The organism is Pseudomonas sp. SK3(2021), from assembly GCF_016772375.1.
GTDB classification, from domain to species: domain Bacteria; phylum Pseudomonadota; class Gammaproteobacteria; order Pseudomonadales; family Pseudomonadaceae; genus Aquipseudomonas; species Aquipseudomonas chlororaphis_I.
The window spans coordinates 1,921,414-1,945,745 of the sequence record NZ_CP061943.1 but is presented as its reverse complement, the minus strand read 5'-3'; the positions used below and the strand labels follow the sequence as shown (position 1 = coordinate 1,945,745).

The 24,332-nt window shown below is 63.4% G+C and carries 28 protein-coding genes; 14 read left to right on the top strand and 14 right to left on the bottom strand.

The annotated features are described in order from the left end of the window. Positions 1-8 precede the first annotated feature (8 nt). The 5 genes from IF690_RS08815 to IF690_RS08795 all read right to left on the bottom strand — a co-directional run bounded on the left by IF690_RS08815 (position 9) and on the right by IF690_RS08795 (position 5,349). Positions 9-1,097: a flagellar basal body P-ring protein FlgI gene (locus IF690_RS08815; RefSeq protein ID WP_202701364.1), complete on the bottom strand. Its 1,089-nt coding sequence runs from the start codon at positions 1,095-1,097 to the stop codon at positions 9-11. Positions 1,098-1,124: 27 nt separating this feature from the next. Then, a complete protein-coding gene (gene flgH, locus IF690_RS08810; protein WP_180924614.1) occupies positions 1,125-1,820 on the bottom strand; it encodes a flagellar basal body L-ring protein FlgH in 696 nt (231 codons plus the stop codon). A gap of 51 nt (positions 1,821-1,871) precedes the next feature. After that, positions 1,872-2,657, bottom strand: coding sequence for a flagellar basal-body rod protein FlgG (flgG, locus tag IF690_RS08805; protein WP_202699781.1), 786 nt, complete (start codon positions 2,655-2,657; stop codon positions 1,872-1,874). Between the two features lie 45 nt (positions 2,658-2,702). Further along, positions 2,703-3,443 carry a flagellar basal body rod protein FlgF gene (locus IF690_RS08800; RefSeq protein ID WP_009047671.1) on the bottom strand — a complete coding sequence of 247 codons (741 nt, stop codon included), beginning with the start codon at positions 3,441-3,443 and terminating at the stop codon, positions 2,703-2,705. A gap of 340 nt (positions 3,444-3,783) precedes the next feature. Next, positions 3,784-5,349 carry a sigma-54-dependent phenylalanine hydroxylase transcriptional regulator PhhR gene (locus IF690_RS08795; RefSeq protein ID WP_038581185.1) on the bottom strand — a complete coding sequence of 522 codons (1,566 nt, stop codon included), beginning with the start codon at positions 5,347-5,349 and terminating at the stop codon, positions 3,784-3,786. A 304-nt stretch (positions 5,350-5,653) separates the two neighbouring features. On the opposite strand from IF690_RS08795, the gene phhA reads away from it, so the two are divergent. From phhA to IF690_RS08770, 6 genes are all read left to right on the top strand, one after another. Next, complete coding sequence (gene phhA, locus IF690_RS08790; protein ID WP_007930098.1) at positions 5,654-6,445, top strand: phenylalanine 4-monooxygenase; 792 nt, start codon at positions 5,654-5,656, stop codon at positions 6,443-6,445. Positions 6,446-6,516: 71 nt separating this feature from the next. Further along, complete coding sequence (locus tag IF690_RS08785) at positions 6,517-6,873, top strand: 4a-hydroxytetrahydrobiopterin dehydratase (protein WP_007930096.1); 357 nt, start codon at positions 6,517-6,519, stop codon at positions 6,871-6,873. After that, a complete protein-coding gene (locus tag IF690_RS08780) occupies positions 6,873-8,066 on the top strand; it encodes an amino acid aminotransferase (protein ID WP_202699780.1) in 1,194 nt (397 codons plus the stop codon). The genes IF690_RS08785 and IF690_RS08780 overlap by 1 nt, the downstream gene beginning before the upstream one ends. Positions 8,067-8,291: 225 nt before the next feature. After that, the gene (locus IF690_RS29125) at positions 8,292-8,423 is read left to right on the top strand and encodes a hypothetical protein (RefSeq protein WP_023968281.1); all 132 of its coding nucleotides are present in this window, start codon (positions 8,292-8,294) and stop codon (positions 8,421-8,423) included. Between the two features lie 81 nt (positions 8,424-8,504). Beyond that, positions 8,505-8,687, top strand: a complete 183-nt coding sequence (locus IF690_RS08775) for a hypothetical protein (protein ID WP_202699779.1) — start codon at positions 8,505-8,507, stop codon at positions 8,685-8,687. 113 nt (positions 8,688-8,800) lie between these two features. Next, positions 8,801-10,000: an MFS transporter gene (locus IF690_RS08770; protein WP_202699778.1), complete on the top strand. Its 1,200-nt coding sequence runs from the start codon at positions 8,801-8,803 to the stop codon at positions 9,998-10,000. Here the strand turns inward: IF690_RS08770 and arfB are convergent. From arfB to IF690_RS08755, 3 genes are all read right to left on the bottom strand, one after another. Beyond that, positions 9,997-10,410, bottom strand: a complete 414-nt coding sequence (gene arfB, locus IF690_RS08765) for an alternative ribosome rescue aminoacyl-tRNA hydrolase ArfB (protein WP_202699777.1) — start codon at positions 10,408-10,410, stop codon at positions 9,997-9,999. The genes IF690_RS08770 and arfB overlap by 4 nt on opposite strands. Before the next feature lie 104 nt (positions 10,411-10,514). Continuing rightward, a complete protein-coding gene (locus IF690_RS08760) occupies positions 10,515-11,936 on the bottom strand; it encodes an amino acid permease (RefSeq protein ID WP_202699776.1) in 1,422 nt (473 codons plus the stop codon). Positions 11,937-12,448: 512 nt separating this feature from the next. Next, positions 12,449-12,847, bottom strand: a complete 399-nt coding sequence (locus IF690_RS08755; protein ID WP_202699775.1) for a hypothetical protein — start codon at positions 12,845-12,847, stop codon at positions 12,449-12,451. Between the two features lie 127 nt (positions 12,848-12,974). On the opposite strand from IF690_RS08755, the gene IF690_RS08750 reads away from it, so the two are divergent. Next, entirely contained in the window at positions 12,975-13,112 is a 138-nt protein-coding gene (locus IF690_RS08750; protein WP_202699774.1) for a hypothetical protein, read from the top strand. 70 nt (positions 13,113-13,182) lie between these two features. Next, a complete protein-coding gene (locus tag IF690_RS08745; protein ID WP_202699773.1) occupies positions 13,183-14,142 on the top strand; it encodes a CgnE/CgnB domain-containing protein in 960 nt (319 codons plus the stop codon). A gap of 230 nt (positions 14,143-14,372) precedes the next feature. On the opposite strand, the gene rluB is transcribed toward IF690_RS08745, so the two are convergent. The 5 genes from rluB to IF690_RS08720 all read right to left on the bottom strand — a co-directional run bounded on the left by rluB (position 14,373) and on the right by IF690_RS08720 (position 19,315). After that, positions 14,373-15,587 (bottom strand): 23S rRNA pseudouridine(2605) synthase RluB, encoded by a 1,215-nt coding sequence (gene rluB, locus IF690_RS08740; protein ID WP_202699772.1) that lies wholly within the window; start codon positions 15,585-15,587, stop codon positions 14,373-14,375. Positions 15,588-15,903: 316 nt separating this feature from the next. Continuing rightward, on the bottom strand, positions 15,904-16,977 hold the full coding sequence (gene scpB, locus IF690_RS08735; protein WP_202699771.1) for an SMC-Scp complex subunit ScpB: 1,074 nt from the start codon (positions 16,975-16,977) through the stop codon (positions 15,904-15,906). 12 nt (positions 16,978-16,989) lie between these two features. After that, the gene (locus IF690_RS08730) at positions 16,990-17,808 is read right to left on the bottom strand and encodes a segregation and condensation protein A (protein WP_502710168.1); all 819 of its coding nucleotides are present in this window, start codon (positions 17,806-17,808) and stop codon (positions 16,990-16,992) included. After that, positions 17,809-18,438 carry an L-threonylcarbamoyladenylate synthase gene (locus IF690_RS08725; protein WP_009042694.1) on the bottom strand — a complete coding sequence of 210 codons (630 nt, stop codon included), beginning with the start codon at positions 18,436-18,438 and terminating at the stop codon, positions 17,809-17,811. A gap of 13 nt (positions 18,439-18,451) precedes the next feature. Next, positions 18,452-19,315, bottom strand: a complete 864-nt coding sequence (locus IF690_RS08720; RefSeq protein WP_096373351.1) for a PHP domain-containing protein — start codon at positions 19,313-19,315, stop codon at positions 18,452-18,454. Positions 19,316-19,402: 87 nt separating this feature from the next. Between IF690_RS08720 and IF690_RS08715 the strand changes: the two genes are divergently transcribed. The 6 genes from IF690_RS08715 (at position 19,403) to IF690_RS08690 (ending at position 23,568) form a co-directional block, all read left to right on the top strand. Further along, entirely contained in the window at positions 19,403-19,999 is a 597-nt protein-coding gene (locus IF690_RS08715; RefSeq protein WP_202699770.1) for a septation protein A, read from the top strand. 1 nt (position 20,000) lies between these two features. Then, complete coding sequence (locus IF690_RS08710) at positions 20,001-20,300, top strand: YciI family protein (RefSeq protein WP_202699769.1); 300 nt, start codon at positions 20,001-20,003, stop codon at positions 20,298-20,300. A gap of 110 nt (positions 20,301-20,410) precedes the next feature. Next, a complete protein-coding gene (locus IF690_RS08705) occupies positions 20,411-20,821 on the top strand; it encodes an SH3 domain-containing protein (RefSeq protein ID WP_023968269.1) in 411 nt (136 codons plus the stop codon). A gap of 7 nt (positions 20,822-20,828) precedes the next feature. Beyond that, the gene (locus tag IF690_RS08700; protein ID WP_202699768.1) at positions 20,829-21,506 is read left to right on the top strand and encodes a response regulator transcription factor; all 678 of its coding nucleotides are present in this window, start codon (positions 20,829-20,831) and stop codon (positions 21,504-21,506) included. Between the two features lie 176 nt (positions 21,507-21,682). Continuing rightward, positions 21,683-22,120, top strand: a complete 438-nt coding sequence (locus IF690_RS08695) for a Spy/CpxP family protein refolding chaperone (protein WP_016702278.1) — start codon at positions 21,683-21,685, stop codon at positions 22,118-22,120. 107 nt (positions 22,121-22,227) lie between these two features. Continuing rightward, on the top strand, positions 22,228-23,568 hold the full coding sequence (locus tag IF690_RS08690; protein ID WP_202699767.1) for a sensor histidine kinase: 1,341 nt from the start codon (positions 22,228-22,230) through the stop codon (positions 23,566-23,568). A gap of 97 nt (positions 23,569-23,665) precedes the next feature. Here IF690_RS08690 and IF690_RS08685 read toward each other — a convergent pair whose 3' ends face one another. Continuing rightward, the gene (locus IF690_RS08685) at positions 23,666-24,232 is read right to left on the bottom strand and encodes a nitroreductase family protein (protein ID WP_202699766.1); all 567 of its coding nucleotides are present in this window, start codon (positions 24,230-24,232) and stop codon (positions 23,666-23,668) included. Positions 24,233-24,332 lie beyond the last annotated feature (100 nt).

The following is a 24,332-nucleotide window of genomic DNA, read 5'->3' as shown; positions in this document are numbered from 1 at the left end:
CCCCTACCTCAAATCACGATCAGGTCGGCTTGCAGCGCGCCGGCCTGTTTCAAGGCTTCGAGGATCGCCATCAGGTCGCCCGGTGCCGCGCCGACCTGGTTCACCGCACGCACGATCTCGTCGAGGGTGGTGCCCGGGCCGAACTTGAACATCGGCTTGGCTTCCTGCTCGGCGTTGACCCGCGAGCGCGGAACGACCGCGGTCTGGCCGTTGGACAGCGGGCCCGGCTGGCTGACGATCGGGTCTTCGGTGATGGTCACGGTGAGGCTGCCGTGGGTCACGGCGGCTGGCGACACCTTGACGTTCTGGCCGATGACGATGGTGCCGGTACGCGAGTTGATGATGACCTTGGCCACCGCCTGCCCCGGATCGATTTCCAGGTTCTCGAGGATCGACAGGTAGTCGACGCGCTGGCTCGGATCGAGCGGCGCGGTAACGCGGATCGAACCGCCGTCGATGGCCTGGGCCACGCCCGGGCCGAGCATGTCGTTGATCTTGTCGACGATGCGCTTGGCGGTGGTGAAGTCGGAACGGTTGAGGTTCAGGGTCAGGCTGTTGCCCTGGTTGAAACCGCTCGGTACCGCACGCTCCACCGAGGCACCGCCCGGGATGCGACCGGCCGACGGAACGTTGACCGTGATCTTCGACCCGTCACGGCCTTCGGCGTCGAAACCGCCCACCACCAGGTTGCCCTGGGCGACGGCGTAGACATTGCCGTCGATCCCCTTGAGCGGCGTCAGCAGCAAGGTGCCGCCGCGCAGGCTCTTGGAATTGCCGATGGAGGACACGGTGATATCCACCTGCTGCCCCGGCTTGGCGAACGCCGGCAGATCGGCGCTCACCGATACCGCCGCGACGTTCTTCAACTGCACGTTGCCGGAACCCGGCGGCACCTTGATACCGAACTGCGACAGCATGTTGTTGAAGGTCTGCAGGGTGAAGGGTGTCTGGGTCGTCTGGTCGCCGGTGCCGTTAAGCCCGACCACCAGGCCATAGCCGATCAACTGGTTGGAACGCACGCCGGAAATGCTGGCGATGTCCTTCAGCCGTTCGGCTTGAGCGTTGCAGGCCGCCGAGAGCAACAGCGCGGCCAGCATGAGGCGTTTGAAATTCAACGTAGCCACCTAGAAAGGGAACAGCGGGCTGAGGAAGAAACGGTCGAACCAGCCCGGCTGGCTCGCATCGGCAAAGGCACCGGTGCCCGAATAGGTGATGCGTGCATCGGCGACGCGGGTCGAGGACACCGTGTTGTCGGTGGCGATATCGTCGGCGCGCACCAGGCCGGCAATCCGCACCAGCTCGTCGCCGGTGTTGAGGGTCAGCCACTTCTCGCCGCGCACGGCGATGATGCCGTTGGGCAGCACGTCGGCCACCGTCACGGTGATCGAGCCGGTCAGGCTGTTGCTCTGCCCGGACTTGCTGTCGCCCTTGGTCGCGCGCTCGCCTTCATAACCGACGTCCAGGCTCAGGTCGCCGCCGCCCACCGGGTTATTGGTGCTCAGGCCACCACCGAAGAACGAGGTCAGGCCGATGCCGGTCTTGCTGTTCTTGTCGATCTGCGAGTTGGCGTTCTTGCTCGCCTGGGTCCGCTCGTTGAGGGTGATGGTGATGATGTCGCCCACGCGGAACGCCTTGCGGTCGCTGTACAGGTTCTGCTCGAAGCCGGCCTGGTAGATCGAGCCGTTGTTGGCCGCAGCCGGCAACGGAGTACGTGGCAACACCGGAGCGTAATACGGGTCATTGGGTTTCGGCGTCGGGGCCACGCAGCCTCCGAGCACGACGAACCCACTCAGTGCGAGAACAGATACAAAGCGATTCATGACCCTACCTCATGGTGTTGCAGGCGGCCGCCGGGCCGCCCCAGGACTTGATTACAGATTCTGCGTGACGAACGAGAGCATCTGGTCGGCGGTGGAGATCACCTTGGAGTTCATCTCGTAGGCGCGCTGGGTGGTGATCATGTTGACCATTTCCTCAACGGTGCTGACGTTGGAGGTTTCCAGGGTGTTCTGCAGGGTGGTGCCGAAACCGTTGAGACCCGGGGTACCGACCTGCGGCGCGCCGCTGGCGGCGGTCTCCAGGAACAGGTTGTTGCCCACCGCTTGCAAGCCGGCCGGGTTGATGAAGTCGGCGGTCTGCAGGTTGCCGATCACTTGCGAGGCCGGGTTGCCGGCGGTGGTGATCGAGACGGTGCCGTCCTGGCCCACGGTGAAGGTCTGGGCATCGTTCGGCACGACGATCGCCGGCTCCAGCGCGAAACCGTTGGCGGTGACGATCTGGCCGTTGGAGTCCAGGTGGAAGGTGCCGTCACGGGTATAGGAAGTGGTGCCGTCCGGTTGCAGGACCTGGAAGAAACCGCGGCCGTTGATGGCCATGTCCAGCGGCTGCTCGGTGGTCTGCAGGCTGCCGGCGGTGAAGTTCTTCTGGGTGCCGACGATGCGCACACCGGTACCCAGTTGCAGGCCCGACGGCAGCTCGCTGTCCTGGGTCGACTGGGCGCCAGGCTGACGCTTGATCTGATACAGCAGGTCCTGGAACTCGGCGCGATCACGCTTGAAACCCGTGGTCGAAACGTTCGCCAGGTTGTTGGAAATGGTGGTCAGGTTAGTGTCCTGGGCGGACAGACCTGTTTTGGCAACCCACAGAGCCGGAAGCATTCGATTCTCCTCGTGCGCCTGTTTTACGGCGCGACGTACTGGTAATTAGCTGATCTGCAAGACCCGAGCCATGGCCTGGTCGTCTTCTTTGGCGGTGTTCATCATCTTGATGTGCAGTTCGAACTGCTTGGAGAGCGCCAGCACCGAGGTCATTTCCTCGACCGCATTGACGTTGCTCGACTCGAGGAACCCCGAGACCAGTTGCACATTGGCGTCAGCCGCTGCCGGCTTGCCGTCCTTGGTATGGATCGAACCGTCCAGCCCCTTGGTCATGTTCTTCAGGTCCGGGTTGACCAGCTTGATGCGGTCGACCTCGGCCATCACCCGCGGACCTTCGCCCATGGCGCGGATGCTGATGGTGCCGTCCTGGCCGACTTCCACCTGCTGCTCCGGCGGCACGGCGATCGGACCGCCGTTGCCGATCACCGGCATGCCATTGCCGGCGCGCAGCACACCCAGGGCGTCGATATTCAGGCTGCCGGTGCGCACGTAGCTTTCACCGCCATCCGGGGTCTGCACGGCGATCCAGCCATTGCCGCTGACCGCCACGTCGAGGTCGCGACCGGTTTCCACCAGCGAGCCCGGGGTGAAATCGGTAGCCGGACGCTCGGACATGGCAAAGGCCCGCGCCGGAAAGCTGTCACCAAACACCGGCATCGAACGCGCCTGCTCCAGGTCGCGCTGAAAACCGTTGGTGGAGATGTTCGCCAGGTTGTTGGCATGCGCCTTTTGCGCCAGCGCATTCTGGCTGGCACCGGTCATGGCCACATAAAGGTACTTGTCCACAGTCTTTCCTCTGCATGTCGGACGCTTGCCGTCCACCGCTGTACTGCTGAGCCATAAGCAATAAGTGCACCAACTTGTTTTTCGGGCGGCCGAAGGCAGGAAATCCGGGAACTTGAGGGCGTTCGAAGGGAATCGGGTGATTGTGTCAAAGTCGAAAAACCGGCGCCGATATGCCGCTTACGGCAAGCCTCGGCCTCTGTAGCGCAACAAGGTTCTGTAGCCGCTGCCGCAGGCTGCGATCGACTGCGAAGCAGACGCCAACCCCATATCGAGGTAATACGCTGCCAGCCTCGCGAGTCCTTCGGCCTCGATCGCAGCCTGCGGCAGCGGCTACAAGAGTTCAGCTCTCGCCAGCGCCCTTGCCCACTTCGTACTCGCGCAGCTTGTTGGCGATGGTGGTATGCGACACGCCCAGGCGCTTGCCCAGCTGGCGGCTGCTGGGATGTTCGGAATACAGGCGTTCGAGCACCGCCTTTTCGAAGCGCCCGACGATTTCGTCGAGGCCGCCTTCCAGGGAGAAGTCGCCAAGGGGTTGGCGCACGCCGTAGTCCGGCAGGCGGATGTGTTCGGCCTTGACCGTGCCGCCGTCGCACAGGGACACCGCCTGGAACAGCACGTTTTCCAGCTGCCGCACGTTGCCCGGCCAGTGGTAATGGCTGAGGCGCTCCATGGCCGCCGGCGCCAGCTTGGGCAAGGCGCAGCCGATCTGCCGGCTGGCCTGGTCGAGGAAGTGCTCCACCAGCGGCGTCAGGCCGTCGAGGCATTCGCGCAGCGGCGGGATATGCAACGACAGGACATTGAGCCGGTGATACAGGTCCTGGCGGAACTCGCCGCGGGCGCACAGCTCGGACAGGTCGACCTGGGTCGCGCAGATCACCCGCACATCCAGGTACACCTCTTCGTCGCTGCCGACCCGGCGGAAGCAGCCGTCCTGCAGAAAGCGCAGGAGCTTGACCTGCAAGCGCGGGCTCATCTCCCCCACCCCATCGAGAAACAGCGTGCCGCCGGCGGTCAATTCCAGCAGCCCGAGCTTGCCTTCGGCCCGGGCACCCTCGAAGGCCCCCGGCCCGTAGCCGAACAGCTCGGTCTCGGCCATGGATTCCGGCAGGCCGGCGCAGTTGAGCGCCATCAGCGGCGACTGCCCGCGCGGGCTGGCCAGGTGGCAGGCGCGCGCCAGCAGCTCCTTGCCGGTGCCGGTCTCGCCCTCGATCAACAGCGGCGCGTCCAGCGGCGCCATGCGCCGCGCTTCGCGTACCACCGCGGCCATGACTTTCGAGCTCTGGAAGATGCTGTCGAAGCCGCGCAGCTCCTGCTTGCGCACGTTATAGATGCGCTCGCCGACCCGGTCCGCGCGGTGCAGCGTCAGCACCGCGCCGGCCATGGCCTCGCTGTCGTCGTGCTCCGATTGCAGCGGCGCGATGTCCGCCAGAAACACGTCACCCTTGACCTTGACCCGCAGGCCGTTGATCCGCGACTTGTTGGCCCGCACCAGCTCCGGCAGATCGAAATCCTCGGCATAGCGCGACAGCGGAATCCCCGGCACCTCGTCCACCCGCACCCCCAGCAACTGCGCCGCCGCGCGGTTGGCGGCGACGATGGAACCGCCCATGTCGATGGACAACACCGGGAACTCCAGCGCCCCGAGCAGGGCATTGAGTTCCATGTGCCGCCGCTCGCTGGGCATCAGCCCGACCCGCTTGACCCCGAACACCCCGGCGATCGACTCGAACTTCGGCCGCAGCGCCTGGAACTGCAGATTGATCAGGTTCGGGCAATGCAGATAGATGGCATTGCCATGCTCACCGCCCACCTCGCCCCGGGCGACGTTGATGCCGTACTCCACCAGCAGGTTGAGAATGTCGCGCAGGATGCCGATGCGATTCTGGCAGTGGACTTTGATACGCATAAAGGAAGGCCCGAAACAGGTAATGGAGGGCGTGAACGCCAGAAAGCGGCGTTTTTGGCACTGCCCGGCACGAACTTTCTGCGGTGTGGCGCAGATAATCGTCAAGATTATGTGACAGCAACCTGTCTTTTCAAATCGACTATTCTCAGTATTAACGGCCTTGCGGCGCATTCGTAACGAAAACTTTACGAAATCAACCCTGAGGCGCCCATTACGTTCACGTCAACCTGCTGCATGGGCTGCAACCTTGGGTTATCTCTAACGTCAACTGATAACAAGAAGCAGCCCCTGACAGGAGAGCAGCATGAAGCAGACGCAGTACGTGGCCCGCGAGCCCGACGCGCAAGGTTTTATCCACTACCCCGATGAAGAACACGCGGTGTGGAACACCCTGATCACTCGTCAACTGAAAGTGATCGAGGGTCGCGCGTGCCAGGAATACCTGGACGGCATCGAGAAACTCGGCCTGCCCCACGACCGCATCCCGCAGTTGGGCGAAATCAACAAGGTATTGGGCGCAACCACCGGCTGGCAGGTCGCCCGGGTGCCGGCGCTGATCCCCTTCCAGACCTTTTTCGAATTGCTCGCCAGCAAACAGTTTCCGGTCGCGACCTTCATTCGTACCCGCGAAGAACTGGACTACCTGCAAGAGCCGGACATCTTCCACGAGATCTTTGGCCACTGTCCGCTGCTGACCAACCCCTGGTTCGCCGAATTCACCCACACCTACGGCAAGCTCGGCCTGCAGGCCACCAAGGAAGAACGGGTGTACCTGGCGCGCCTGTACTGGATGACCATCGAATTCGGCCTGCTGGACACTCCGCAAGGCCAGCGCATCTACGGTGGCGGCATCCTCTCCTCGCCGAAGGAAACCGTCTACTGCCTGTCCGACGTGCCCGAACACCAGGCCTTCGACCCGCTGGAAGCGATGCGTACCCCGTACCGCATCGACATCCTGCAACCTATCTACTTTGTGCTGCCCAACCTCAAGCGCCTGTTCGACCTGGCCCATGAAGACATCATGGCCCTGGTGCACCAGGGCATGCAGATGGGCCTGCACGCACCCAAGTTTCCGCCCAAACCCAAGGCGGCCTGAGCACCCTGCCCTCGCGCGGCGCTCATAAACCCCGTAATTTCCACAACAAGAACCGATTTCAGGAACCCACCATGACCGCTCTCAACCAAGCCCATTGCGAAGCCTGCCGTGCCGATGCCCCACAAGTCAGCGACGAAGAACTGCCGGTACTGATCAAGCAGATCCCCGACTGGAACATCGAAGTGCGCGATGGCGTCATGCAACTGGAAAAAGTCTTCCTGTTCAAAAACTTCAAATTCGCCCTGGCCTTTACCAACGCAATGGGTGAAATTTCCGAGGCAGAAGGTCATCATCCTGGCCTGCTCACCGAATGGGGCAAGGTCACCGTGACCTGGTGGAGCCACTCCATCAAGGGCCTGCACCGTAACGACTTCATCATGGCCGCTCGCACCGACGAAGTGGCCAAGACCGCAGAAGGACGCAAGTAATGCATTTCGACGCCATAGGCCGAGTACCCGGCGACCCGATTCTTGGCCTGATGGAGGCCTATGCGTCGGACAGCAACCCACGCAAGTTCGACCTCGGCGTCGGTGTCTACAAGGACTCCCAAGGCCTGACGCCGATCCCGCGGTCGGTCAAGCTGGCCGAGCAGCGCCTGGTCGACCGGCAGACCACCAAGATCTACATCGGCGGCCACGGCGACGCGGCCTTTGGCAAGGTGATCAACGAACTGGTGCTGGGCGCCGATTCGAAGCTGATCGCCGAACGACGCGCCGGCGCCACCCAGACCCCGGGCGGCACCGGCGCCCTGCGCCTGAGCGCCGACTTCATCGCCCACTGCCTGCCGGGCCGAGGCGTGTGGCTGAGCAACCCGACCTGGCCGATCCACGAAACCATCTTTGCCGCCGCCGGCATCCCGGTCAGCCACTACCCTTACGTCGGCAGCGACAATCGCCTCGACGTCGAGGCCATGCTGGCGACCCTGAACCAGATACCCAAGGGCGACGTGGTGCTGCTGCATGCCTGCTGCCACAACCCCACCGGTTTCGACCTGAGCCACGACGACTGGTATCGGGTGCTGGACGTGGTGCGCAACCGCAACCTGCTGCCGCTGATCGACTTCGCCTACCAGGGCTTCGGCGACGGCCTGGAGCAGGATGCCTGGGCGGTGCGCCTGTTCGCGGCCGAACTGCCCGAGCTACTGATCACCAGTTCCTGCTCGAAGAACTTCGGCCTGTACCGCGACCGCACCGGCGCGCTGATCGTCTGCACCCGGGACGCGGAAAAGCTGCTGGACGTGCGTAGCCAGCTGGCCCACATCGCCCGCAACCTGTGGTCCACCCCACCGGATCACGGCGCCGCGGTGGTCGCCACCATCCTCGGCGACCCGGAGCTGAAAAGCCTCTGGGCCGACGAAGTGGAAGCCATGCGCCTGCGCATCGCCCAACTGCGTTCGGGCCTGGTGGAAGCACTGCACCCCTTCGGCCTGGCCGAACGCTTCGCCCACATCGGCGTGCAACGCGGGATGTTCTCCTACACCGGCCTGACGCCGGAACAGGTCGCCAAATTGCGCAACCAGCACAGCGTGTACATGGTCAGCTCCGGCCGGGCCAACGTCGCCGGTATCGACGCCACCCGCCTGGACCTGCTGGCCGAAGCCATCGCCGAAGTCTGCAAGTGACATCCTGATCGCGAGCAGGCTCGCCCCTACAAAAAGCCCATGCCTGTAGGAGCGAGCTTGCTCGCGATGCTCTTCAACGGTCTCCCGCCCGATGAAACGCCTTTCATCCCAAAACCCCAGATAAAAATCTTTTTGTCATTTCCAGTGCTGTATCCTGCCCAGGCTTTTTAAAAGCGCGGATCTACCCAGCGATTTAAAAAACAGACCTTGCGAGGAGCAACGAACATGCACGAGATTCCTAATCTCCCCTTCCCAAGCCTGCACGAAACTGAGCAGACAACCCCGCAACAAGCCGGCGCCCAACAGCCCGAGCCGAAAGAAGCCGCCTGTGGCCACAAGGCCGACAGCGAAGACTGACCGCAACACCCAGACCGTGTGGAAAGCGCTCTTTGATGCGCTTTCCACACCGCCTGAAACCCGTTTTCGAGAACCGCCTCCATGACCGACGCCTTCAGCGAAACCCAAGCCAGCGTGCTGATCGGCACCGCCGAAAAGATGATCGAGATCTGGAATCGCCTGACGCCGGAAAAACAGGCCGCCCTGCTGGTGCGCTTCGGTACCCAGGAAAACGCCCTGGCCGCCCTGGTCACCACGCAATTGCTGGCCCCCGCCCAAGCCTGAACCTACGACGCGCAAAAACTTGCGCCAGGGCATCGATTTCTCCACCTGAATCGTTTCAACCCTCGGTATCATAAGCAGCCTATCTATCTCTGCCGCGCCCGTGGACCTTTCCCATGCCAGATACCCAGCACCCCTTGGCGGTCACGCTGCAAGTCGTTTCCATCGTCCTTTTCACTTTTATCGGCTACCTGAACATCGGCATCCCCCTGGCCGTGCTGCCGGGCTACGTGCACAGCGAGCTGGGCTTCGGCGCGGTGATCGCCGGGCTGGTGATCAGCGTGCAATACCTGGCCACCCTGCTCAGCCGCCCCTATGCCGGAAAGATCATCGACAACCTGGGCAGCAAGCGCGCAGTGATGTACGGCCTGGCCGGCTGCGGCCTGAGCGGCGTGTTCATGTTGTTGTCGGCGTGGCTGAGCAGCTTGCCGGTGCTGAGCCTGGCCAGCCTGCTGGTCGGGCGCCTGGTGCTGGGCAGCGCCGAGAGCCTGGTGGGCTCGGGCTCCATCGGCTGGGGCATCGGCCGTGTCGGCGCGCAGAACACCGCCAAGGTGATTTCCTGGAACGGCATCGCCAGCTATGGCGCGCTGGCCGTCGGCGCGCCACTGGGGGTGCTGCTGGTGGATCGCCTGGGGCTGTGGAGCATGGGCGTGAGCATCATCCTGCTGGCGCTCCTGGGCCTGGCGCTGGCCTGGCCGAAACTGGCGGCGCCGATCGTTGCCGGTGAGCGCCTGCCATTCATCCATGTCCTGGGCCGGGTGTTCCCCCACGGCTGCGGCCTGGCCCTGGGCTCGATCGGTTTTGGCACCATCGCCACCTTCATCACCCTGTATTACGCCACCCAGAACTGGTCCAACGCCGTGCTGTGCCTGAGCCTGTTCGGCGCCAGCTTTATCGGCGCGCGCCTGCTGTTCGGCAACCTGATCAATCGCCTCGGCGGCTTTCGCGTGGCGATCGCCTGCCTGTCGGTGGAAACCCTGGGCCTGCTGCTGTTGTGGCTGGCGCCGGATGCCCACTGGGCCCTGGCCGGCGCGGCATTGAGCGGCTTCGGCTTCTCTCTGGTGTTCCCGGCGCTGGGGGTGGAGGCGGTCAACCTGGTCCCCGCCTCCAGCCGTGGCGCGGCGGTGGGCGCCTATTCGCTGTTCATCGACCTGTCGCTGGGGATCACCGGACCGTTGGCCGGGGCGATTGCCGCCGGTTTCGGCTTTGCCTCGATCTTCCTGTTCGCCGCCCTCGCCGCCTGCAGCGGTTTGCTGCTGAGCCTCTACCTGTACCGCCAGGCACCGAAACATCGCGAGGAGCGTAACGGACGTTAGTAATCGACCTTGCCGCGGCCGGCCTTGATAGTGCCGCGCTTGCTCTTGGACTCCAGGCGCCGAGTCTTCGAGCCCAGGGTCGGCTTGGTCGGGCGGCGCTTTTTCTCCACCTTGACCGCGCCGAGGATCAACGCCACCAGGCGCTCCAGGGCATCGGCGCGGTTCTGTTCCTGGGTCCGGTATTGCTGGGCCTTGATGATGATCACCCCATCGCTGGTAATGCGACTGTCGCGCAGCGCCAGCAGCCGCTCCTTGTAGAACGGCGGCAGGGATGAGGCCTGAATGTCGAAGCGCAGGTGCACCGCGCTGGAGACCTTGTTGACGTTCTGCCCACCCGCGCCTTGCGCGCGAATGGCGGTCAACTCGATCTCGGTATCCGGCAGATGCACGTTGTTGGAAATCACCAGCATGGAAAAGGAATCCGCGTTCAGGGCGTTCAGGATACCGCGCCTACGGATTTGCAGCGCCCACAAAAAACCCGGCCGAAGCCGGGTTTTCCGTTATCGCACAGACCTCACTTCAGCGAAGCGTTGGCCGCCTGCAGGCTGTGCTGCGCGCTGCGCTTGTTCTTGATGCCGTAGCAGATCCACATGAAGGCGACCCAGACCGGAATCGCGTACACCGAGACCTGGATGCCCGGGATCATCAGCATGACGCCGAGGATGAACACCACGAACGCCAGGCAGATGTAGTTGCCGTAGGGGTACCACAGCGCCTTGAACAGCGGCGATTGTTTCGTGCGGTTCATGTGCTGGCGGAACTTGAAATGCGAGTAGCTGATCATCGCCCAGTTGATCACCAGGGTCGCGACCACCAGCGACATCAACAGCTCCAGGGCGTGCTGCGGGATCAGGTAGTTGAGCACCACGGCGACGAAAGTCACCAGCGCCGAGGCCAGGATCGACATCACCGGCACGCCGCGCTTGTCGATCTTCGCCAGGACTTTCGGCGCGTCGCCCTGCTCGGCCATGCCCAGCAGCATACGGCTGTTGCAGTAGGTACCGCTGTTGTACACCGACAAGGCCGCGGTCAGGACCACGAAGTTGAGGATGTGCGCCGCGGTGTCGCTGCCCAGCATCGAGAACACCTGGACGAACGGGCTGCCGCTGTAGGCATCGCCGGAGGCATTCAGGGTCTCCAGCAGGCTGTTCCACGGGGTCAGGGACAACAGCACGACCAGGGCACCGATGTAGAAAATCAGGATGCGGTAGATCACCTGGTTGATGGCCTTGGGAATCACGGTCTTCGGCTTGTCGGCCTCGGCCGCGGTAAAGCCGAGCATCTCCAGGCCGCCAAAGGAGAACATGATGATCGCCATGGCCATCACCAGGCCGCTGACACCATTGGGGAAAAACCCGCCGTGCTCCCACAGGTTGCTCACCGAGGCCTGCGGGCCGCCGTGACCGCTGACCAGCAGGTAGCTGCCCAGGGCGATCATGCCGACGATGGCCACCACCTTGATGATCGCGAACCAGAACTCGGCCTCACCGAAGACTTTGACGTTGGCCAGGTTGATCAGGTTGATCAGCACGAAAAATGCCGCGGCCGAAGCCCAGGTCGGCACCTCCGGCCACCAGTAGTGCACGTACTTGCCGACCGCGGTCAGCTCCGACATGCCCACCAGGATGTACAAAATCCAGCAGTTCCAGCCCGACAGGAAACCGGCGAAACCGCCCCAGTACTTGTGCGCGAAATGGCTGAAGGAACCGGCCACCGGTTCTTCGACAATCATCTCGCCGAGCTGGCGCATGATCATGAAGGCGATGAAGCCGCAGATGGCGTAGCCGAGGATCATCGACGGCCCGGCCGACTTGAGCACGCCGGCGGAGCCCAGGAACAATCCGGTACCGATCGCGCCGCCCAGGGCGATCAGTTGAATATGGCGATTTTTCAGGCCGCGTTTCAGCTCGCCTGAATGCGAGTTTTGTCCACTCATGAAAAGGGTCTCACGCAAGGTTTGATGATGTTCGATAGACGTTGCAGCCGACAGCAGGCTTAAGCAGCGCGGATCAAACCCCAGCGCAGGCACCAGGAGTTCAGCGTTTGTTTAACGGTCATGCGTCACCTGTTTGTTTTTATCTGTGACGAAATCGAACCCACCACGCTTGTGACGCGGCGGAGTGAACAAGGCGGATAGCCTCGAAATTATTGGCCTTGGGAGCGTGTCTCGAGCATTCGAGCCAGGGCTCGTCATGCGTCGAAAGCAGTCGTTGGGGCGCAAAACGCGCGGATACGCAGTTGGGTCACAGTTAAAACGCCGCGCATTGTACACCGCTGACTCCCTGCCGCCAGACGCGGCTTATCAGCGCGTCGGGTGCCGGAATCGCACGGGGCCTGCTCGATGCTTGGCATCGGCGGCAAGGTTCGGGACAGACCCGTCGGGGTCGTCGACGAAGGTACGACAGGGATCGTCCTTCGGTGGGAATCGGTTGAGGTGAGCCACGGCGTTCATTGCGCCTCCTTCTTGTTATGCACCTGCACACAGGCATGGGCTGCATCACACCCGCCTTCAGGCCGCGGAACAAGCGGCTTGGAGCCCGGCGGCGGGCAGTATTGAAGCTGCGACGGAAGGTTTTTCTTACAGTGCTGGACGAGGCTCGATTCCATGACTCGATAGCGGGTTTTTCGTAAGTTTTTCTTTACAAGGCGGAACGTATTTTTTCCACTGCAGATCGATATCAGCGGCGACTGCAAATTGACGGCCAGCGCTTTTTTACCTGTCTGCTCGCTCAGCTTTTTGTTTTTTCTTGATAATTTTTCAGCACAAAAACAGAAAAAAAAGTTCAATAAAAATAATTCAATTATTTTTTTGCATTTCAAAAAACCCTGGACTAGGTTTCCAGCCACTTGCCGGACCATACCCCCGGCAAGCCGAGCGGCCAAGTTGAGCAGCTGGGGTTTTCAAGCACTCCCCGCGGAATGCCGAGCTGTCTCACCGACTGCTTAATCCGAAAAGCCATCTAGGAGATTCACGATGCAAGCATTGGAAAAAGACGTGGACACTGAACTGCAATTGGACGATTGGTTTGAAGCAGCGACCCACGAGGCCGCGGTGGAAATGATGCAGGCCGATGCGATAGTACCGTTCGGCACAGCGATGTGGCCTTTGTAAAAACGGCCATCAGGCAGGAGCGGCCCGGCGGTCGCCCCTGCCTCCACTCGCTGTCCGCCAGGGAGGATCCATGGACAACACCGCTGCCATCCGGCATTTCCTTTACTACCTCGAACACCATCCGGCCTTGGCCGACCGCCAGAGCGCCAGGGTCCTGATCGGCCACACCGCCGAGTACACCGCCACCAGCGCCGCCATCATCGAGCAGGCCAGCGAGCCCTTCCATTTCACCGCCCTGCGCCTCGACCAGGAGCCCACCCCGGTACTGACCCAGGCCATCGCCGACTGCGATCTGTATATCTTCTTCTACGACTCCTCCACCCTCTCGCCGCCCCGCCCGCAAGGCCCGGAATTCATCCAGGCGCTGCAGGGCGTGATGGCCGAAAACTGGAAGAAATCGCTGCTGTTCAAGGACTACGGCGACTACTTCTACGACACTTTCAGCGTCGAGCCGCAACGCATCGCCGAGCTCAACGCGACCCTGATCCAGCATATGTCCGAGGCCACCACCCTGAGCTTTCGCGACGACCACGGCTCGTACTTCGAAGCGCCGCTGGACAGCATCAAGAAGTGGACCAACATCAACGGCGTGGGCAACTACGACCTGGCTCCCGGAGAAATCGCCAGCCACAGCGAGGCCATCAATGGCCGGGTGAAATTCGTCGGCACCTTCCTCGGCACCATCCCCTTCGCGCGCAAGTACGGCGTGCTGCAATCGCCGCTGGAACTGTGGATCGAGAACTCCACCATCAGCCGCATCGCCACCGACGTGCCGGGGCTGGCGGAGGACTTCAACAAATACCTGGATGCCAACCCGTCCAACCGGCGCATCGAGGAACTGGGCATCGGCACCAACGAAGGGGTGAAAGACCTCTACGCGCGCAATTCGGGGTTCGAGGAGCGCCATTGCGGCCTGCACCTGGGGCTGGGCGGCGGCGCCAAGGGCAGCCATCACCTGGACCTGATCTTTGCCAGCGGGGTGCTGGCGCTGGACGACAAGCCGGTGTTCGACGGCAGGTTCGTGTTCTGAGCCCTGTCGCCCTGTAGCCGCGGCGCAGCCTGCGATCGGGCTGGGCGGCATTCCGACGCAGCGACCGCAAGATACCTGAACACGGATTGCCTGACAGATCACCGTTGCCGTTTGGCTGCTGCTGCGCAGCCGATCGCAGGCTGCGCCAGCGGCTACATAAAGGCAAAAAAAACGCCAACCCTGGGTTGGCGTTTTTTCTTGTTGCCTACAGCTTGCTGCTCAAGGCTGCCTCACTCAGGCTTGCGGCGACCGAACCCCGGACGCTGGCCGGAACCGGCCGGGGCGCCGCGACGCTTGCCCGACGGTGCATCCTTGTCGACCAGGACGATGCCCGGACGCTTGGACTTCGGCGCTGGCTTGGCCGGGCGCCTGGTGTCGCTCGGACGATCCGCCACTGGCGTACCGCGACCCGACTCCCCACGCCCGGCAGCCGGACGCGGCGCCCGTGGAGCACGCTCGCCATCCTGGCGTGGCGCGGGCTTGCGGCCCGCACGCTCGCCTTCGATCTGCGGCTCGCGCAACGGGCGCGGGGCACCGGCGGCAGGCGCGCCATGGGCCGGACGCAGGGTCCGCACGCGCTCGCTCTTGCCCACCGGGCGCGAGGATTTGCGCTGCATGCGCTCCAGCTTGTCCTTGCTCTTGGCGTTGAGCTGCGGCAGCGCCACCGGCGTCAGGCCAACCTCGGCGCTGAGGACATCCACTTCGTACTGGCTCATTTCGCGCCAGCGGCCCATCGGCAGGTCGGAGTTGAGGAACACCGGACCGAAACGCACGCGCTTCAGGCGGCTGACCACCAGGCCCTGGGATTCCCACAGGCGACGCACTTCACGGTTGCGGCCTTCCATCACCACGCAGTGGTACCAGTGGTTGAAACCTTCGCCACCGGGCGCCTGCTGGATGTCGGTGAACTTGGCCGGGCCGTCTTCGAGCATCACCCCGGCTTTCAGGCGCTCGATCATCTCGTCGTCGACTTCGCCACGCACACGCACCGCGTACTCGCGGTCCATCTCGTAGGACGGGTGCATCAGGCGGTTGGCCAGCTCACCGTCGGTGGTGAACATCAGCAGGCCAGTGGTGTTGATGTCGAGGCGACCGATATTGATCCAGCGGCCTTCCCGTGGGCGTGGCAGCTTGTCGAACACGGTCGGGCGGCCTTCCGGGTCGTCGCGGGTGCAGATTTCGCCGTCGGGCTTGTTGTACATGATCACGCGGCGGACCGATTCGGACGCCTCTTCGCGCTTGATCACCTTGCCATCGATGGAGATGGCGTCATGCAGGTCGACGCGCAGGCCAAGGGTGGCCTCGACGCCATTGACCTTGATCCGGCCCTGGCTGATCCAGGACTCCACGTCGCGGCGCGAGCCGACGCCGATACGGGCGAGGACTTTCTGCAGCTTCTCGCCTGCTGGGCCGATTTCCTGCTGGTCTTGCTGATCTTCACTCATCTGGGCACCTCCCGGTGTGTCGATTCAGGCTTGAGTGGCCTGAACGCTAGTAAAAACAGGTCTTGTGGCGAAGGGATCGCCAAAGGGTCGCGAATCATACGCTCATGGCGCCGGTTGCGCATCAGAGACTAGCCGATAAGTGGCGGCCTAGCGGTTTTTCCGCTGGCCGGTGGATGTCCGGCATGTGAGCGCCAGACCTGCAGGAGCAAGCGGACGGCGGTCCGACTTGCCCGCGATCGGCAACGATGCGGCATGCCTGGCACAGCGCATCAACTTCATCGCGAGCAAGCTTCGCTCCTACAGAAGCGCGGCGCGATCAGTCTTCCCGTTCGCGTCTTTCGTTCTCGATGGCCTCGGCCAGCGCCAGGGCTTCGGCCTCTTCGTCGCTCAGTTCCGGAGCAGGCGGTTCCAGTGCTGCCACGGCGGCCAGCAGCTTGGCGCGGGCTTCGGCGACGCCGAGCACATCGTCGTCGGCCTCCAGCTCATCGCCAGCGTCTACTTCGAGTTCGGCCTCGTGCTCGGCTTCAAGCTCCCCTTCGTGCTCGACTTGCACTGCGGCTTCGGCTTCGGCTTCGGCTTCGGCTTCGGCTTCGGCACGAGTCTGCGCTTCGGGGTTGATCCCGGCGCCCACCTCGGCGTCGGCAACAGAATCGCCCCCGGACGAATCCACCGCGCCATCGCGATGCAGATCGTCGAAGTCGGTCTTGATCCCCTCCTCCATCGAGTCCAGCTCCAGCAGCAAGGTGTGGAAGCTGGTCTCTTCCTTCGGCTCCTCCGGCTCGGCGCTGGCGTCGGCCAGGGCTTGCAGGCTGGCGGGCACCGGCGCGTCGTCGAAGTCGAGGACCGGCTCGGTTTCGATCTCCCGCAGCTCGGCCAGCGGTGGCAGGTCGTCGAGGTTCTTCAGGTTGAAGTGATCGAGAAACGCCTTGGTGGTGGCGAACATCGCCGGCTTGCCCGGCACGTCACGGTAGCCGACCACCCGAATCCACTCGCGCTCCAGCAAGGTCTTGACGATCTGGCTGTTGACCGCCACGCCCCGCACATCCTCGATCTCGCCGCGGGTGATCGGCTGGCGGTAGGCGATCAGCGCCAGGGTTTCCAGCATCGCCCGGGAGTAACGCTGGGGCCGTTCTTCCCACAGCCGGCCGACCCAGGGCGCGAACTTTTCCCGCACCTGCAGGCGATAACCGGAAGCCACTTCCTTGAGTTCGAAGGCTCGCCCTTCGCAGGATTTGCCCAGAACGCTCAGCGCCTTCTTGAAGACCGCGGGGTCCGGCCGTTCGCCTTCCTCGAAGAGTTCGAACAGGCGCTCCATGGATTGCGGTTTTCCCGAGGCCAACAGAAAGGCTTCAAGCAGCGGCGCCAGCTCGCGGGGTTCATTCAGATTCATTGTTTCAGCTCGTTATTCGGCTCGCGCCCGCACATGGATAGCCGTGAAGGGCTCATTCTGTACCAGCTCGACCAGGGATTCCTTGACCAGCTCGAGGATCGCCATGAAGGTCACCACCACCCCCAGACGTCCTTCTTCCGCGCTGAACAGCTCGACAAAAGGCACAAACCCACCGCCCTTGAGCCGCTCCAGCACCTCGCTCATGCGCTCGCGGGTGGACAGCGCCTCGCGGCTGACCTGATGGCTTTCGAACATGTCGCCCCGGCGCAGCACCTCGGCCATGGACATCAGCACCTCTTCCAGGGCGACATCCGGCAGCAGCTTGCGCGCCCGGGCCTCCGGAGCGTCGAGCTTGGGCACTATGACGTCGCGGCCGACCCGGCTCAGGCCGTCGATGCCTTCGGCGGCGGCCTTGAAACGCTCGTATTCCTGCAGGCGGCGGATCAACTCGGCGCGCGGGTCTTCCTCTTCCTCTTCCACCTCGGCCGAGCGCGGCAACAGCATGCGCGACTTGATCTCGGCCAGCATGGCCGCCATCACCAGGTACTCGGCGGCCAGCTCCAGGCGCACCGACTGCATCAACTCGACATAGCCCATGTACTGGCGGGTGATTTCCGCCACCGGGATGTCGAGGATGTCGATGTTCTGTTTGCGGATCAGGTACAGCAGCAGGTCGAGCGGGCCTTCGAAGGCTTCGAGAAAGACTTCCAGGGCGTCGGGCGGGATATACAGGTCCAGCGGCATTTCCATGACCGCCTGGCCGTAGACCATCGCAAAGGGCAGCTCCTGCTGCGCTCCGGCCTGGTCGTCGACATGTTCCACTGCGGACATTCAGGCCTCGACCATGAAGGGAGCCGGGTCGCCGCAGCCGATACGGATCACTTCCGGCTCGCCGTCGGCCAGGTTGATCACGGTGGAGGCCATGATGCCGCCAAAACCGCCATCGATGATCAGGTCGACCTGATGTTCGAGCAGTTGGCGCATTTCATAAGGATCGTTCATCGGCTCGGTTTCGCCGGGCATGATCAGGCTGACGCTCATCAGCGGTTCGCCCAGTTCGGCCAGCAGGGCCAGGGCGATCGGATGGCTCGGCACCCGCAGGCCGATGGTGCGCTTCTTCGGGTGCAGCAACAGCCGCGGCACTTCGCGGGTGGCGTTGAGGATGAAGGTGTAAGGCCCCGGCAGATGCGCCTTGAGCAGGCGAAAGGTGCCGGTATCGATCTTGGCGAACAGGCCCAGCTGCGACAGGTCGCTGCAAATCAGCGCGAAGTTGTGTTTGTCATCCAGTTGCCGCAGGCGCCGCACACGCTCGACCGCGCTCTTGTCGCCGATCTGGCAGCCAATGGCGTAGGACGAGTCGGTCGGGTAGATCACCACGCCACCTGAGCGGATGATTTCGACAGCCTGTTTGATCAGGCGCGGTTGCGGGTTTTCCGGATGAATCTGGAAAAATTGACTCACATTCTCTACCTGTTCAGACGGCGGCAATAATTGGGTCATGTTTGAACCGACACCAGAGCGGCGGCAGATCCTCCGGAACAGGGCGATACTCGCCTATCTCGGACCAGCCTCCAGGGCCATGAAAATCACTGCCGGCGCTCACCAGCAGACCGAACTCCCGAGCAAGGATGGCCAGGCTGCCCACCTGCTCGGCGGGTTGATGGCCGTTGACCACCTCGATCGCGTGGCCACCCGCTTGAATATAGTCGGCAATCAGGCGGCGACGTTTGCTGCGGGTGAAATCGTAGTGCCAGGGATGGGCCAGGCTGACCCAGGCCCCCGCCGCGCGCAGCGTCTCGACGGTTTCCTCGAGGGTCGGCCAGTGCTGCTTGACGTCGCCCAGCTTGCCGGCCCCCAGCCACTTGCGAAAAGCTTCGGCGCGGTCCTTCACGAAACCGGCGCGCACCAGGTAGTCGGCGAAGTGCGGCCGGGCCGGCGCATTGCCGCTGTCGCCCAGCTCCCGCTGGATCGCCCGGGCCCCTTCGAGGGCGCCCGGCATGCCTTTGAGCGCGAGCTTGCGGCTTATTTCTTCGGAGCGCAGCCAGCGGCCATCGTGCAATTTGCCGATGGCTTCGACCAGTGACGGCGCATTGACGTCGAAACCGTAGCCCAGCACATGAATGGTCGCCCCACCCCAGGTGCAGGACAATTCGACGCCATTGACCAGTTGCATGCCCAGTTCCCGGGCCGCGAGGCGAGCCTCGTCGAGGCCTTCCAGGGTGTCATGATCGGTCAGGGCCAGGACTCGCACGCCTTTCTCGAACGCACGCGCAACCAGAGCCGCGGGCGCCAGGGCGCCATCGGAGGCCGTGCTGTGGCAGTGCAAATCAACATTCACGGGACTGTTCAACCTCAAGTCAGCTGGCGCTTTCGCTGCCATGGATGTTTGTTATTATGCCGCCACATCCTGCTTCTGGCTGCCACTGTGAAACAATTCATCGACTTCATCCCGCTGTTCCTGTTTTTCATCGTCTACAAAATCGATCCCCGAGTCGTCGACATTGCCGGTCAGCAACTGACCGTAGGCGGTATCTACAGCGCCACGGCGGTGTTGATCATCAGTTCCCTGGTGGTATACGGCGCGTTGTTCATCTCCCAGCGCAAGCTGGAGAAAAGCCAGTGGCTGACCCTGGTCGCCTGCCTGGTGTTCGGCAGCCTGACCCTGGCCTTCCACAGCGAGACCTTCCTCAAGTGGAAGGCGCCGGTGGTCAACTGGCTGTTCGCCCTGGCCTTTATCGGCAGCCACTTCATCGGCGACCGCCTGCTGATCAAGCGCATCATGGGCCACGCACTGACCCTGCCGGATCCGGTCTGGACCCGCCTGAACATCGCCTGGATCGCCTTCTTCCTGTTCTGCGGCGCCGCCAACCTGTTCGTCGCCTTCACCTTCCAGAGCATCTGGGTCGACTTCAAGGTCTTCGGTAGCCTGGGCATGACCGTGCTGTTCCTGGTCGGCCAGGGTATCTACCTGTCGCGCCATCTTCACGACACCGAACCCACCCCTTCGAAAACCGAGGACTGACATGCTTTACGCAATCATTGCTACAGACGTCGCCAACTCCCTGGAAAACCGCCTGGCCGCGCGCCCGGCGCACCTGGAGCGGTTGCAGCAGCTCAAGGCCGAAGGTCACGTGGTACTGGCCGGGCCACATCCTGCCGTCGACAGCAATGATCCCGGCGCCGCGGGTTTCACCGGCAGCCTGATCGTCGCCGAATTCGACTCGCTGAGTGCCGCCCAGGCCTGGGCCGACGCCGACCCTTACGTCGCCGCCGGTGTCTATGCCAGCGTCGTGGTCAAGCCGTTCAAGCAAGTCCTGCCGTAAACCCTCTCCCGCGCGGTGAACCTTATGGGTTCATCGCGCGCTCAATCGCTCATTATTCTCGTTTGACTGCCGACAACTTGCCCAACACTCGATTGGAATCAGGAGTTCCGATGCGCCAAGCTCCGTTGTGCCTGTTGTTGGTCATGTTAACGATCGGGGCGAGCGCCTCTGCCGAAGAAACCACGGACCCGGGGCATTCCACGCCTTTGTCCCTGAGTGCCGGCAGCCAGATCGGCGAATTGCAGCAGCGCCTGAAAGACAGCGAGCGCCAGCGCGAAGAGCTGACCCGGCAATTGCAGGGCGCCGACAGCGAGCGCGAAAGCGCCCAGCTGAGCCGCCTGCGCCAGGAGAACCAGCGCCTCAAGCTGCAACTGCGCGAGGCTCAGGCCAGTTCCGCGCCGCGCCTGCTGACCGATCAGCAGCAATGGTTCGTCACTGGCGCCGGGGTAGCGCTATTGGCCCTGCTCTGCGGTATCTTCGCCAGTGGTGGACATAGGAAGCGTCGACAATGGCTAAATTGAGTGATTCATGAGCGAGCTGTTACTGATTGACGATGACCAGGAGCTCTGCGAGCTCCTGACCAGTTGGCTAGGCCAGGAAGGTTTTCAGGTACGGGCCTGCCACGATGGCCTGAGCGCCCGACGCGCCCTGGCCGATCGCGCCCCGGCGGCGGTGGTGCTGGACGTGATGCTGCCCGACGGCAGCGGCCTGGAATTGCTCAAGCAGTTGCGCAACGACCACCCGGACCTGCCGGTGCTGATGCTCTCGGCCCGCGGCGAGCCCCTGGACCGCATCCTCGGCCTGGAACTGGGCGCCGACGACTACCTGGCCAAACCCTGCGACCCACGCGAACTGACGGCCCGCCTGCGCGCCGTGCTACGCCGCAGCCACCCGACCGCAGTGTCCAGCCAGATGGAGCTGGGCGACCTGTGTTTCAGCCCGGTACGCGGCGTGGTCAGCATCGATGAACAGGACATCACCCTCACCGTTTCCGAAAGCCGCCTGCTGGAAGCCTTGCTCAAGCAACCGGGCGAACCGCTGGACAAGCAGGAGCTGGCGCAGATCGCCCTGGGCCGCAAGCTGACCCTGTACGACCGTAGCCTGGACATGCACGTCAGCAACCTGCGCAAGAAGATCGGCCCGCACCCCGACGGCCGCCCGCGCATCGTCGCCCTGCGCAGCCGTGGCTACTACTACAGCCTCTGAACAGATCGCAGCGCCTTGTAGCCGCTGCCGCTACAGGGTGCGCAGTCGCCTGCTATGTCAGTTTCGCCAAAAAACCTCTTTACCCAAGCTTTACCCTTCGCTGACCGCCGCTGACCTTGATCTCCGTAATCTGCACACATCCGGAACTGACCGGGAATGAGACGAGGAGATACGCTATGCGCAAGACCCTGATCGCTCTGATGTTCGCCGCCGCCCTGCCGACCGTGGCCATGGCCATGCCGGAAGGCGCAGGCCCCATGGGTCCGATGGATGGCCCGCGCCACAGCGAACACATGCGCGGCAAAGGCCCTTACAGCCAGCTGGACTTGAGCCACGAACAGCGCCAGCAGATCCGCAAGCTGATGGGTGAGCAGATGCACGAGCGCAAGCAGCTGGTGCAGAAGTACCTGGAAAAACTGTCGCCGGCCGACCAGAAGGCCATGAAGGACGAGATCGCCGCCAAGCGCCAGAAAACCGAAGCGGATATCCGTGCCCTGCTCAAGCCGGAACAACAGAAAGAGTTTGACGCCATCCAGAAGAAACATGCCGAGCGCCGCGCCGAATGGGCCGAATTCAAGGCCTGGAAAGCGCAACAGCCGCAAAAAGCGCAATAATGCTCGAGGTTCTGTACGGACAGTCGCAGGCCGTTTATGTACAGAACCTAGCGCTTATCCCAGCCCAGTGGCGCCCCCACTGGGCTTTCCTTGTTTGAGGACTTCCCGTGCGTTCATTGTTCTGGCGCATCCTCGCCAGCTTCTGGCTGGCCATCGCCCTGGTTGCAGGGTTGTCGATTCTGCTTGGCCACATGCTGAACCAGGATGCCTGGATCCTCAGTCGCCATCCGGGCCTCAATACCCTGGCCGAAGAATGGACGCGCACCTACGAAGAACAGGGCGAAGACGCCGCCCAGGAGATCCTCGAGCAGCGCAAGCACCAGTATCACGTCAACGTACAGGTACTGAACGAAGCCGGCGACCCGGTGGTCCGCGGCACCTTCCCGCGCCGCGCGGCGGCCTTCGAGGCCCGGCAGAACAACGATGACCGGCGCCTGCCCTGGCGGCGCCTGACCGCCGAATACACCAGCCCGAAAACCGGCGAAACCTACCTGCTGATCTACCGCATTCCCCATCCAGAACTGGACGCCTGGCACCGCGACAGCCTGCTGTGGCCGCTGAGCGCCCTGACCATCGCGCTGGTGGTGCTGACCCTGTTCAGCCTGCTGGTGACCCTGTCCATCACCCGCCCCCTCAGCCGTTTGCGCGGAGCGGTGCATGACCTGGGGCAAACCACTTACCAACAGAACAGCCTGGCCCGCCTGGCGGACCGTCGCGACGAGTTCGGCGTGCTGGCCAAGGACTTCAACCGCATGGGTTCGCGCCTACAGAGCCTGATCGGCAGCCAGCGCCAGCTGCTGCGCGATGTCTCCCACGAGCTGCGCTCGCCGCTGGCGCGCCTGCGCATCGCCCTGGCGCTGGCCGAACGCGCCACGGCTGAGGAGCGCGAGCGCCTGTGGCCGCGCCTGACCCGCGAGTGCGATCGCCTGGAAGCGCTGATCAGCGAAATCCTGGTACTGGCCCGGGTCGATGCCGACAACGCCAGCGCCGAAGAGGTGGACCTCAACGCCCTGCTCGACAACCTGCAGAAGGATGCCCAACTGGCCTGCCCGGAACAACCGGTGAAGATTCAGGCCGAAGCGCAGCTCAATCTCAAGGGCTGGCCGACCATGATCGAACGGGCGGTGGACAATCTGCTGCGCAATGCCCAGCGCTTCAACCCGGCCGGGCAGCCGATCGAAGTGCGGGCATTGCGTCAGGGAGATCGGATCGTGCTCAGCGTGCGCGATCACGGCCCCGGGGTGGAGGCCGAACATTTGCGTCAGCTGGGCGAACCCTTCTACCGCGCCCCGGGCCAGACCGCGCCGGGTCACGGGCTGGGCCTGGCCATCGCCCGGCGCGCCGCGGAACGCCATGGCGGCAGCCTGACCCTGGACAATCATCCGCAGGGTGGTTTTATCGCCAGCCTGGAGTTGCCGTTGGTACCTGGGACCCCGGTTCAGCCTTGAGCCCCATCGCGGCAAGCTCGCACCTACAGGAGGACGTCATTCCTTGTAGGAACGAGCTTGCTCGCGATAAACCCGCAAGAACGTCGCGAATAATCGCTCAGGCCTTGCCCGGCCAGGCACTGACGAACTCCGCCGTATCCACCTTGGGCGCGACCCGTGGCTCGTTCAGCGGTGTGCCCAGGTACAGGAAGGCGATGATTTCTTCACCTTCTCCCAGCCCAAGGCCCTTGGCCACATGGGGCGAATAGGACAACTCGCCGGTACGCCACACCGCACCGATCCCCTGGGCGTAGGCCGCCAGCAGGATGCCATGGGCGGCGCAGCCGGCCGCCAGCCGTTGCTCCGACTTCGGCACCTTGAAGTGCTCCTGCAGGCGAGCCACCACAACCACCACCAACGGCGCGCGCAGCGGCATGGCACGAGCCTTGTCCAGGGCCGCCTGGGTCACTTCGCCACCCTGCAATTGCACCGCTTCCACCAGCAGCTCGCCCAACTGTTCACGGGCTGCGCCTTCCACCGTCAGAAAGCGCCAAGGCCGCAACTGGCCGTGATCCGGGGCGCGCAATGCCGCCGCGAACAGCGCTTCGCGTTGCGCCGCTGTCGGCGCCGGGTCCACCAGGCGCGGTACGGAAACACGGTTGAGCAATGCGTCGAGAGCCTCCATCGGCCACCTCCTGAAGAAAATGTCCGGCCATTCTACCGATAAGTGCCTTCCGGGTGCCGGTTTACATGCTCTGCGCCGCAGGTAGAATGGCGCCCTCCTT